Here is a 12,408-nt window from a genome sequence, read left to right on the forward strand (position 1 = left end):
ACGAAGGCTGGCGGCGCAGCACGATAAGGGGTCCGCAGATGAACGGCATGGCGAGGTAAGGCGTCGTTACGCAGGCAGCGCGGTAAGCGCCTGGTGGCAGGCAGCGCGGTAAGCGCCTGGTGGCAGGCGGCGAAAAGGCCTGATGGCGGCGCCGGCTGTTGCCATCAGGCAAATAAAAAGGCCACCCGCAGGTAGCCTTCTGTCTAACTTTAATTTTATTTATGTTGTTACTGAAATAAAGCGATATCAGTATGGGGTTCCCCTGGTGTGGCGGTACTCGCGTACCATCTGCTCGTTTACGGACGCAAATTACGGACTGCAAGCAGAGTTTAAGTGGTTTTATACAAAACCGGACGAACCGTAACCGAGCAGACGCCGCCATTATTTATAAAATTAATTTATGGTTCTACTCCCCTAAAGTACAGGTCGGCCCCTGACTATAGTCAAACTGACAGCGGGCCGCTAAAAACCGTATCGCCCTGCAGCCCGCGCCACGCCTGGCTTCGCGCCCCGTCACACTATTTTATGGAACCGATTTCAAGCGACGCCCAACGCTGTTTTCACATCGTTGGCAATTTTTTCCACCTGCGGTCCATAAATAACCTGCACGTCATGGTCGCTCACGCGATTGACGCCGTTGGCGCCGGTGGTCATCAATGTCTGATCGACGACCTCTTTCATATCTTTCACCCGTACGCGTAAACGCGTGAAGCAGCAATCCACCTCTTCAATGTTGCCTTCGCCGCCGAGGCCACTGATGATCACACGGGTGCGCTCATCGGCGCTGACCGCCTGGGCCGGCGCTTCCTGCTCTTCCGATTCACGTCCCGGGGTTTCCACATTCATGCGTTTGATAACGAATTTAAAGCCGTAGTAATAGAGCGGCGCATAGATCACGCCAAGCGCCAGCGTCCACCACCAGTGGGTTTTCGCCCCGCCGAGAATGCCAAACACCACCAGATCGATCGCGCCGCCCTGCACATTGCCGATCATCAGGTGCAGCGCCGACATCAGCATAAACGAGAGACCAGTCAACAGCGCGTGCAGCACATACAGCACCGGCGAAACGAAAATAAAACAGAACTCCAGCGGTTCAGTAATGCCGGTGGTAAACGAGGTGAGCGCCCCGGCCAGCACCAGCGCCTTAACACGCTGCTTATGCTCCGGACGCGCGGTGTGGTAGATCGCCAGCGCCGCTGCCGGCAGGCCGAACATCATCACCGGAATTTTCCCCTGCGCGAGAAAACGCGTGGCGCCGCGCACGGTTTCATCGGGGATGGAGCCGGGATGGGTCAGCGAGGTGTTGAAAATGTTAAGCGCGCCGACAATGGTTTGATTATCCACGGTAGCGATACCGCCAATCGGTGTAAAGCGCACGGTTTCATTGAGAATATGGTGCAGCCCGGTGGGGATCAGCAAACGCTCGCAGGTACCGAGCAGAAAAGCGCCATACTGCCCGCTTTTGCCGATAAACTCCCCTACCCAGGCGATACCGGCGCCGACGGTGGGCCAGATTAACGCCAGCAGCACGCCCACCAGCGGCAGCACCACGACGGTGACGATCGGCACAAAGCGCCGCCCGCCGAAGAAGCTGATCGCCGTCGGCAGCTGCTGGGTATAAAACCGGTTATGCAGCATTACCGTCAGCAGGCCGGCGATCACCCCGCCCAGCACGCTCATGTTGAAGGTGAAAATCCCCAGCATTTGAATATATTCCGCCGAGGTCATCATTGCGCTGGTCTGATCCATTCCCGCCTGCTGCAGCGCTTCCGGCGTGGTGGTTTGCGCCGTCAGCCCTTTGACCGCCAGCGTGGCACTGATGCCGACATGCATGGCGATAAAACCGATAACGGAGGCGAAGGCGGCGGTCGGCTTTTCCGCTTTCGCCAGGCCGATAGCGCTGGCGACGGCAAAGAAGACCGGCAGGTTGGCGAACAGCGCCCCCGCCACTTTGCGGATAAAGCCGATGATAATCTGTGGCGTCTGCATACTGGCAAACGCCTCGCCGGTGATCGCCGGGTTTTGCATAGCGGCGGCGACGCCCAGAAAAATACCGGCTGCGGCTATTACTGAAATAGGCATCATCAATGCTTTGCCGAACGCGTGAACTTTACTGGTGAAATCTTTCATAAACCGCCTCAGTTACTGGCCAGAAAGCTCTAGTATTAGCCAGTGAGACGATTAGCACCGCACCGCCCGCCGCGGCCATCGAACAAAGTTTGAACAACCTCACACTTTGCCGCCGTGCGATAAAGGAAAACTATCACACCATTAAGTCAATCAATTAGACAAAATATTTAACCCGCCGCAGACTTCCCGGCAAAAGAAGCAATAAACGCTTAACAATTCATACACACCAGAAACCTGCATTCATCATGAAATTCAAATCGCAAATTAAACCGTACCAGGCCGCGGCGGGCGGCTGGGGCTCACTCGAAGCCACGACCCGTTTTGTTATCGACAGCAAACAGGCGCTGAAAAACATGCGTAACCTGATGCGCATGAACAAAGCTAAAGGTTTCGACTGCCCGGGCTGCGCCTGGGGCGACGATAACAAGAGTACCTTCAGCTTCTGCGAAAACGGCGCCAAAGCGGTGACGTGGGAAGCGACGCGCCGTTTTATCGACGCCGACTTTTTCGCCGCCCACAGCGTCAGCAAACTCTATGCGCAGAGCGACTATTTCCTGGAATATCAGGGCCGCCTGACCGAGCCATTGCGTTATAACCGTCTGACCGACCATTACGAGCCGATTAGCTGGGATAACGCCTTTTCGCTGATCGCCCAGCATATCCATGCGATGGATAACCCGGATCAGATGGAGCTGTACACCTCCGGCCGCGCCAGCAACGAAGCCTCCTGGCTTTATCAGCTGTTTGGCCGCATGGTTGGCACGAACAACTTCCCTGACTGCTCCAACATGTGTCACGAAGCGAGCGGCAGTGGCCTGAAGCGCAGCATCGGCGTGGGCAAAGGCACTATCCGTCTGGATGATTTCGATCATGCCGACGCGATTTTCGTCTTTGGCCAGAACCCGGGCACCAACCATCCGCGTATGCTGCACAGCCTGCGTCACGCCGCCGACCGCGGCGCGAAGATCGTCACCTTCAATACCCTGCGCGAGCGCGGTCTGGAGCGTTTCGCCGATCCGCAAAAACCGCTGGAAGTGGTGACCTCTAAAGCGGGCGCCATCAGCTCTACCTATTACCAGCCGAATCTGGGCGGCGATATGGCCGCTGTACGCGGCATGGTCAAGGCGCTGGCGGAAACTCACCGCGCCCGTATCGCCGCCGGCGAAAAAGGTTTGTTTGACGAAGCCTTTATTAATGCTGCGACCCAGGGCGTGGAAGATTACCTGGCGGCGGTAGACGCCACCCACTGGGAGCAGATTGAACAGCAGTCCGGCCTGAGCGAGCAACAGCTGCGCGAAGCGGCGGCCATCTATCAGAGCGCCGATCGCGTGATCTGCACCTGGGCGATGGGCATCACGCAGCATAAACACTCGGTCGACACCGTACGCGAGATCGTTAACCTGCAGCTGCTGTTTGGTCAGCTCGGCAAGAAAGGCGCCGGTCTCTGCCCGGTGCGCGGTCACAGCAACGTCCAGGGCAACCGTACGATGGGCATTGATGAGAAGCCTTCTCAGGCGTTCCTCGATGCGCTGGCGAACCACTTTAATTTCGAACCGCCGCGCGCGCCGGGCCACAACACGGTGGAAGCACTGGAAGCGATGCTGCGTGACGAGATCAAAGTGCTGATCGCGCTGGGCGGCAACCTCGCCGCCGCCGCGCCGGACAGCCCGCGCACCGAAGAAGCGATGCAGCGCTGCGGCCTGACCGTGCATATCAGCACCAAGCTGAACCGCAGCCATCTGGTGCCGGGTCAGGAGAGCCTGATCCTGCCAACGCTGGGCCGTACTGAACAGGATATTCAGGCGACCGGTTCGCAGTTTATTACCGTGGAAGACTCCTTCAGCATGGTGCATGCCTCTGAAGGCGTCGGCAAACCGCTGGCCGCAACGCAGCGCTCGGAAACCGCTATCGTGGCGGGCATTGCCAACGCGGTGCTGAGCAGCTTTAAAGTGGACTGGCTGGCGCTGGCGGCGGATTACAACAAAATCCGCGATCATATCGCCGCCACCATCCCGGGCTTCGCTGATTTCAATCAGAAATGCGAGCAGCCGGGCGGCTTCTACCTGGGCAACGCCGCGGCGGAACTGCGTTTCAACACCCCGGGCGGCAAAGCGCACTTCAGCGCCGCCGCGCTGCCGACCTCGCTGTTCCCGCAGCTGGGCGACATCGAGGTGCCGTTTACGCTGCAGTCGCTGCGCTCGCATGACCAGTACAACACCACGATTTACGGCCTCGATGACCGCTATCGCGGCGTGTACGGTCAGCGTGAAGTGCTGTTCATCAACCCGGAAGATATGAGCGAGCTGGGCTACGCGGCCGGTCAGAACGTGGATATCGAAACCCTGTGGAATGATGGCATCACGCGTCGCGTCAGTGGCTTTAAGCTGGTGCCTTACAACATTCCGCGCGGCAACCTGGCCGCCTACTACCCGGAAACCAACCCGCTGGTTCCCCTCTCCAGCTTTGGCGACGGCAGCGGCACGCCGACCTCCAAATCGGTGCCGGTAAAAATTTCTTTGACGTCTGAAGTGGTCACGCAGCGCATTGCCTGATAGCCTGTAAACCCGTGTAAAAAGCCGGATCTTTCCGGCTTTTTACGTTTATTACACCTTGCCGCACGACAGGTAATCGCGTAAAACTGTCTGCCGCTCTTAGGCCACGAAACTGAATTCAACTATGTTCCAGGATAACCCGCTGCTTGCGCAGCTCAAAGAGAAGCTCCATGCCCAGACGCCGCGTGTCGAAGGGGTGGTAAAAGGCACCGAAAAAGGTTTCGGTTTCTTAGAAGTCGATGCGCAGAAAAGCTACTTTATTCCGCCGCCGCAGATGAAAAAAGTGATGGCGGGCGACCGCGTGATCGCTGCGGTGCAAACTGATAAAGATCGCGAAATCGCCGAGCCGGAAACGCTGGTTGAGCCGTTCCTGACGCGCTTTGTTGGCCGGGTGCAGAAAAAAGATGATCGCCTCTCCATCGTTCCCGATCATCCGCTGATCAAAGACAACATCCCTTGCCGTCCCATTCGCAGCCTGCAGCATGATTTTCAGGCGGGCGACTGGGCCGTGGCGGAAATGCGTCGCCACCCGCTGAAGGGCGATCGCGGTTTCTATGCCGAACTGACCGAATTTATCACCACCGGCGACGATCATCTGGCGCCGTGGTGGGTGACACTGTCACGCCATAATCTGGAGCGTGAAGCGCCGGCGGTGGAATTCAGCGACATGCTGGATGAGAACCTGACGCGTGAAGATCTCACCGCGTTCGATTTCGTCACCATCGACAGCGCCAGCACCGAAGATATGGATGATGCGCTCTATGTCGAAGCGCTGGCGGACAACGCGCTGCGTCTGACCATCGCCATCGCCGATCCGACCGCTTACGTGCCGGCCGGCAGCAAGCTGGACGCGATGGCCGCCGAACGCGCCTTCACCAACTATCTGCCGGGTTTCAATATCCCGATGCTGCCGCGTGAGCTTTCTGACAACGTCTGCTCGCTGCGTCCTGACGAACGCCGCCCGGCGCTCGCCTGCCGCGTTACCGTGGCGCAGGACGGCGCGCTCTCCGACGTACAGTTCTTCGCCGCCTGGGTTGAATCGAAAGCCAAGCTGGCCTATGACGACGTCTCCGACTGGCTGGAAAGCAATGGCGAGAGCGCCTGGCAGCCGCAGAGCGAGGCGATCGCCCAGCAGATCCGTTTACTGCACCGTCTCTGCCAGGCGCGTGTCGAGTGGCGCCAGCAGCATGCGTTGGTGTTTAAAGATCGTCCTGACTACCGCTTCCTGCTGGGCGAGAAAGGCGAAGTGCTGGATATCGTTGCCGAGCCGCGCCGTATCGCGAACCGTATCGTGGAAGAGTCGATGATCGCCGCTAACATCTGCGCGGCGATGGTGCTGCGCGAGAAGCTCGGCTTCGGCATCTATAACGTCCACCTGGGCTTCGATCTCGCCAACGCTGAGCAGGCTGCGGCCGTGCTGGCCAATCACGGCGTTACCGCCGACGCTGCGGCGATGGCGACGCTGGAAGGCTTCCGCGAGCTGCGTCGTCAGCTGGACGCACAGCCGACCCAGTTCCTCGATAGCCGTATCCGCCGCTTCCAGTCGTTTGCTGAGATCAGCACCGAGCCAGGCCCGCATTTTGGCCTCGGTCTTGAAGCATACGCGACCTGGACCTCGCCGATCCGTAAATATGGCGATATGGTCAACCATCGTCTGTTGAAAGCGATTATTCGCGGCGAAAGCGCCCAGCGTCCGACCGAAGAGGTTACGCTGAAAATGGGCGAACGCCGTCGTCTGAACCGTATGGCAGAGCGTGATGTGGGTGACTGGCTCTATGCGCGTTTCCTGCAGAAAGCGGCAGGCAGCGATACCCGCTTCAGCGCCGAGATCATCGACGTTTCCCGCGGCGGCATGCGCGTGCGCCTGCTGGCTAACGGCGCCGTAGCCTTTATTCCGGCGCCGTTTATCCACGCCGTGCGCGACGAGCTGACCTGCAGCCAGGAAAACGGTACGGTGCAGGTGAAAGGCGACGTGGTGTATCGCGTTACCGACGTCATTGAGGTAACCATCGCCGAAGTGCGTATGGAAACCCGCAGCATCGTGGCGCGTCCGGCCGTCTGATACATTTCTCTTAAGGGACAGCCTGCGCGCTGTCCCTGCTTTTCCCGCTTCGCTACGCCCTCTCTTGCCTGACCCACAGGAAAAACGCCTGTCGCCTCACACTTCTCTTAAATAGCTCTTTCTTTAACAAAGCATTAAATTACTTTTAACTTGTTGTCCCTTCCGACCTCTTCCCTCTGGATGCAACAAGGAGTTAGTGATGAGAAACGTCAAAACCGGCCTGATCTGGTTAGCGGTGGCGTTGACTGGCGCATTTGCGTTCGCCATGCTGGCGATAAACCGGGGTGAACCGGTCAACGCCGTCTGGCTGGTGGTCGCCGCGGTGGCCTGCTACAGCATCGCCTACCGCTTTTACAGCCTGTTTATTGCCAGGAATATCTTTGAACTCAATGACAATCGCATAACGCCCGCCGAGCGCTATAACGACGGCCTCGACTATGTACCGACCAATAAATGGGTGCTGTTCGGCCACCACTTCGCCGCTATCGCCGGTGCCGGCCCGCTGGTTGGGCCGATCCTGGCGGCGCAGATGGGCTTCCTGCCTGGCACTATCTGGATCCTGGTCGGCGTAATGCTGGCGGGCGCGGTGCAGGATTTTCTGGTGCTGTTTATTTCGACGCGCCGCGATGGCCGCTCGCTGGGCGAAATGGCGCGTCAGGAGCTGGGCGCCTTCGCCGGGGTGATCACCATGCTTGGCGCGCTGGGCGTGATGATCATCATTCTGTCGGCGCTGGCGCTGGTGGTGGTTAAAGCCCTGGCGAACAGCCCCTGGGGGCTGTTTACGATCGCTGCCACCATTCCTATCGCGCTGTTGATGGGCATCTGGATGCGTTTCCTGCGCCCCGGAAAAATCGCCGAGGTGTCGATTATCGGTTTTGTGCTGATGATGGCGGCGATTATCTACGGCGGCGACATTGCACAGCATCCCTATTGGGGTCCCTTCTTTACGCTGAAAGGCACCACCCTCACCTGGGTACTGGTCGCCTATGGCTTTATCGCCTCGGTGCTGCCGGTCTGGCTGCTGCTGGCGCCGCGTGATTACCTTTCTACCTTCCTGAAAATCGGCGTGATCGTCGGCCTGGCGATCGGCATCCTGTTTGCGATGCCGGAGATGAAAATGCCGGCGATTTCCCGTTTTATCGACGGCAGCGGCCCGGTCTTCTCTGGCGCGCTGTTCCCCTTCCTGTTTATCACCATCGCCTGTGGTGCCATCTCCGGCTTTCATGCGCTGGTCTCCAGCGGCACCACGCCCAAGCTGGTGGAGCGGGAAAGCCATATCCGCTTTATCGGCTACGGCGCGATGCTGATGGAGTCGTTCGTGGCGATTATGGCGCTGATTTGCGCCTCGGTTATCGATCCGGGCGTCTACTTCGCGATGAACGCCCCGGCGGCGCTGATCGGCACCACGGTCGAGAGCGCCTCGCAGGCGATTAACGGCTGGGGATTTGTGGTGACGCCGGAGATGCTAAATGGCATTGCGCGCGATGTCGGCGAGGCGTCGATTCTGTCACGCGCGGGCGGCGCGCCGACCTTCGCCGTTGGCATGGCGCATATCATTACCGAGGTGTTTAACAGCCGCGCGATGATGGCTTTCTGGTATCACTTCGCCATACTGTTCGAAGCGCTGTTTATTCTTACCGCCGTTGACGCCGGCACCCGCGCCTGTCGCTTTATGGTGCAGGATCTCGCCGGCACGCTGATCCCGGGACTGGCGAATAACCGCTCGTGGCTTGGCAATATGGCGGGCACGACCGTGGCGGTAGCGGGCTGGGGCTTTTTCGTTTATCAGGGCGTGGTCGATCCGCTGGGCGGCATCAATACGCTTTGGCCGCTGTTCGGTATCGGCAATCAGATGCTGGCGTCGATGGCGCTGATCCTCGGCACCGTGGTGCTGTTCAAGATGAAAAAACAGCGCTACGCCTGGGTGACGATTTTGCCGACCGCGTGGCTGTTTGTGACCTCGATGACCGCAGGCTGGCAGAAGATTTTCCATGAAAAACCCGCTATCGGTTTTCTTGCTCAGGCGAATAAGTTCAGCAAAGCGATTGATGAAGGGGTAGTGATTGCGCCAGCGAAAAGCGTCGCAGATATGCAGACCATTGTATTAAGCAACCAGATCAACGCCGCGCTTTGCGCCTTCTTTATGCTGGTGGCGGTCACGATGCTGATCGCCGCGTTCTTCGTTATCCGACGCGCGCTGAAAAGCGCCCGCCCGACGACGCACGAAACCGCGCCGGCGCTGCGTAAGGAGGCTCGTCATGTCTGAACGCATTGCGCTGGCGCCGCCGCGGATAAGCGCGAAAAAGATCTATCGCTGCCGCCCGCTGCTCCCGGCTGTCGCGCCGGCGCCGCGCGGCCTGCGCCTGTTCTGGCAGCGGCTGGCGCAAAGTTTCCGATTGATGGTCGGGGTGCAGGATTACCAAAACTATCTGCGTCATATGCGGCAACACCACCCTGCCGCGACGCCCATGACGGAAAAAGCGTTTCATCGCTACTGCCTTGAAGCGCGCTTTCCCAGCCAGGGCGGTAAAATCGGAAAGTGCCCCTGTTAAAACATCAACGGGTGTTACCTTTTTGCCCCGGCTGTTACTATCGGAATGTAAATTAAACGCAACCGGCGCCATAAAAAGTGGCGCCTTGTTGTTCCTGCCAGCGTAAAATGTTAATTTTCGCGAGAAAAATATTCACTCAAGAGTGTGCTGTGCTTATGTATCTGGCCGGAAAGTATTACTAAAATAACAATAGTCGCGCGATCTGCTTATAGGACGGTCCGTATGCTTGAAGATCAGGGGCAAACGTTGCTCTTTACGCTGTTTGGCACCCGCAGCCCCTACTGGCACCTTACATCCGACAGCGATGCCCTCCGGCTCTCCCGCGAAGAGCTGGCGGAAACCAATCTCGCTGTGCCGCTTTCTTCCTCTCAGGCGCAGCTGCTGCGCGCCATGACGGTGGTGACATCCAGCGTTAACCTGGTGGTTAATTTGCGCGGCGAAGAACTGCCGATGCATTTTGTCGGCCGTAAGGTCAATCAGGATGAGTGGGCGGGCACCGCTTCCGCCTGGGGCGATACCTCCTCCGTGGCACGTGATTTGACGCAGGGGCTTTCCTTTGCCGAACAGGTGGTTTCAGAAGCCAATTCGGTGATCGTGATCCTCGATCAGCACGGCAATATTCAGCGTTTCAATCGCCTTAGCGAAGAGTACACCGGCCTGAAAGAGCAGGAAGTGATTGGCCGCAACGTATTTAAACTCTTTATGACCAAGCAGGAAGCGCTGGCGTCGCGCCGCAATATTACCGGCTTTTTCCGTGACGGTAGCTCGTATGAGGTTGAACGCTGGATCAAAACGCGCAAGGGACAACGTCTGTTCCTGTTCCGCAATAAGTTCGTACACAGCGGCAGCGGCAAAAATGAAATTTTCCTGATCTGCTCCGGTACCGATATCACCGAAGAGCGCCGGGCGCAGGAGCGCCTGCGCGTGCTGGCGAATACCGATACCGTGACCGGCCTGCCGAACCGCAACGCCATTCATCAGCGTATTACCGACGTGCTGGAAAAACGCGACGATCGCCAGGTCGGCGTAGTCTATCTGGATCTGGATAACTTCAAAAAGGTCAACGACGCCTACGGGCATATGTTCGGCGATCAGCTGCTGCAGGCAGTGTCGCTGGCGGTACTATCCTGCCTTGAACCGGAGCAGACGCTGGGCCGACTTGGTGGCGACGAATTTATTGTGCTGGCGGAGAAAACCACTCAGGAAGCGCTGGAAGCGATGGCGACGCGTATTCTGGCGCGACTGCGTCAGCCCTTCCGCATTGGCCTGATTGAGGTTTACACCGGTTGTTCGGTCGGCATTGCGCTGGCACCGCAGCACGGCGAAGATCGCGAAAGCCTGATCCGCAACGCCGATACGGCGATGTATCACGCTAAAGAGAGCGGCCGCGGGCAGGCGTGCGTTTTCTCGCCGGAGATGAATCAGCGGGTGTTTGAATATCTCTGGCTCGATACCAACCTGCGTAAGGCGCTGGAGCATCAGCAGCTGGTTATTCATTATCAGCCTAAAATCAGCGCGGGCGGCAAAGTGATCAGCGCCGAGGCGCTGGTGCGCTGGCTTTCGCCGGAGCGCGGTATGATCCCGCCCAACGAATTTATCGCCTATGCCGAAGAGTCAGGCCTGATTGTGCCGCTTGGCCGCTGGGTGATGCTGACGGCGCTGCAGCAGATTATCGCGTGGCGACGTCAGGGCATTCATCTGCGCGTCGCGGTGAACGTCTCCGCGCGACAGCTGCTCGATCAGAGCATCTATAACGATTTAAAAGAGGCGCTGCAGCAGAATGGGATTAATGTCAGCCCTATCGATATTGAACTGACCGAAAGCTGCCTGATCGAAAATGAACAGCAGGCGCTGCGGCTGATGCATCAGTTTCGCGAGCTGGGGGCGGAGGTGCATCTGGATGATTTCGGCACCGGCTATTCATCGCTGTCGCAGCTGGCGCGCGTACCGATTGATGCCATCAAGCTCGATCAGAGCTTTGTCCGCAGCGTCAATGATCGTCCGGTATCGCAGTCGCTGGTGCATGCGATTGTGGCAGTGGCGAAGGCGCTGCATCTGCGCGTGATTGCCGAAGGGGTGGAGACGGCGCTTGAGGAGCAGTTTTTGCTGGCGAATGGCGTGGATGAGCGGCAGGGTTACTATTATGGGAAGCCAATGCCCGCAGACCAGCTGGAGCATTGGCTTGCTCAGCATCCTGCCAAGCCTTAATTTATTCCGTTAGCTGGCTTTGCGCAGCTGCGAGCTAAGACGGTTCTGCAGCTGCACCAGTCGCGCCATGTAGGCAAGATCCTTTTCTTCAATAGAGAAGGCGAAATCGACCCAGTCCTCCGTGATATCCATCAGCTCGGCGCGGCTCAGCTGCAGCACGCGCTGACGCGCCTTCAGCATCGCCTTCACACCGTTGAGCTTGGGACGCAGCGTATCGATAAAGGTGCGGGTGGCGCGGTAGCCCTCGCCCTGCTGAAACAGCCGGTCTACCAGCCCGCGCGTTTCAAACCATTCGGCGGTATGGCTCTCCCCTTCGCAAATCAACTCTTCCGCCAGCTTCATGCCGGCGCGACGCGCCACCAGCGAATAGCCGCCCATCCCCGGGAACAGGTTAAACGCGATCTCCGGGAAGCCCATACGGGCATTATTCTGTGCCAGCAGAAAGTGATGGGCCAGCGCCGCTTCGAAGCCGCCGCCCAGCGCGCTGCCCTCGACCATGGCGATAGTTACCGCGCCGGTGTCGAAACCGCGCGCCGCCGCATGAATGCAGTCCACGCAGGCGCGCGCATAGGCGCGCAGCGCTTCCCGGCGGCCATTTTGTATGCAATCGACAAAGAAGCTCAGGTCGCCGCCGGCGTTGAACATCTGCGGCACCAGCGAACCGGTCACCCAAAAATCGATGGCCAGCCCGGAGCGCTGCGCGGCGTAGCTCAGGTTCATGATCTCCTCAATCAGCCCGTGATTAAAGGAAGGGCGCGGCTCCGCACGCAACATCATCCACATGGTGCGGCGCTCTTCTTCGTAATAGGCATCGAGTTGGGTAGTTTGTCCAGCTTCGGTGAACAGTCTGCAGGTGGGTTGGTTAATCACTGACATAGTCTCATCCTCTGTATAATTGATGCGT

Annotated in this window: 7 protein-coding genes; 5 read left to right on the plus strand and 2 right to left on the minus strand. The window is 58.5% G+C overall.

The window, feature by feature from the left end; genetic code table 11:
- Positions 1-537: 537 nt before the first annotated feature.
- Positions 538-2,130, minus strand: a complete 1,593-nt coding sequence (locus C2E15_RS11185; protein ID WP_104957434.1) for a PTS transporter subunit EIIC — start codon at positions 2,128-2,130, stop codon at positions 538-540.
- A 245-nt stretch (positions 2,131-2,375) separates the two neighbouring features.
- On the opposite strand from C2E15_RS11185, the gene C2E15_RS11190 reads away from it, so the two are divergent.
- The 5 genes from C2E15_RS11190 (at position 2,376) to pdeR (ending at position 11,504) form a co-directional block, all read left to right on the plus strand.
- Positions 2,376-4,682, plus strand: a complete 2,307-nt coding sequence (locus C2E15_RS11190; RefSeq protein WP_104957435.1) for an FdhF/YdeP family oxidoreductase — start codon at positions 2,376-2,378, stop codon at positions 4,680-4,682.
- Between the two features lie 124 nt (positions 4,683-4,806).
- Positions 4,807-6,744 carry an exoribonuclease II gene (locus C2E15_RS11195; RefSeq protein WP_104957436.1) on the plus strand — a complete coding sequence of 646 codons (1,938 nt, stop codon included), beginning with the start codon at positions 4,807-4,809 and terminating at the stop codon, positions 6,742-6,744.
- A 199-nt stretch (positions 6,745-6,943) separates the two neighbouring features.
- Positions 6,944-9,010 (plus strand): carbon starvation CstA family protein, encoded by a 2,067-nt coding sequence (locus C2E15_RS11200; RefSeq protein WP_104957437.1) that lies wholly within the window; start codon positions 6,944-6,946, stop codon positions 9,008-9,010.
- Positions 9,003-9,296, plus strand: a complete 294-nt coding sequence (locus C2E15_RS11205; RefSeq protein WP_104957438.1) for a YbdD/YjiX family protein — start codon at positions 9,003-9,005, stop codon at positions 9,294-9,296. Before C2E15_RS11200 ends, C2E15_RS11205 begins: the two co-directional genes overlap by 8 nt.
- Positions 9,297-9,518: 222 nt before the next feature.
- Positions 9,519-11,504 (plus strand): cyclic di-GMP phosphodiesterase, encoded by a 1,986-nt coding sequence (gene pdeR / locus C2E15_RS11210; RefSeq protein ID WP_104957439.1) that lies wholly within the window; start codon positions 9,519-9,521, stop codon positions 11,502-11,504.
- 9 nt (positions 11,505-11,513) lie between these two features.
- On the opposite strand, the gene C2E15_RS11215 is transcribed toward pdeR, so the two are convergent.
- Entirely contained in the window at positions 11,514-12,380 is an 867-nt protein-coding gene (locus tag C2E15_RS11215) for a crotonase/enoyl-CoA hydratase family protein (RefSeq protein WP_104957440.1), read from the minus strand.
- Positions 12,381-12,408 lie beyond the last annotated feature (28 nt).

Origin of the sequence: Mixta gaviniae (assembly GCF_002953195.1) — a bacterium.
Lineage (GTDB): Bacteria > Pseudomonadota > Gammaproteobacteria > Enterobacterales > Enterobacteriaceae > Mixta > Mixta gaviniae.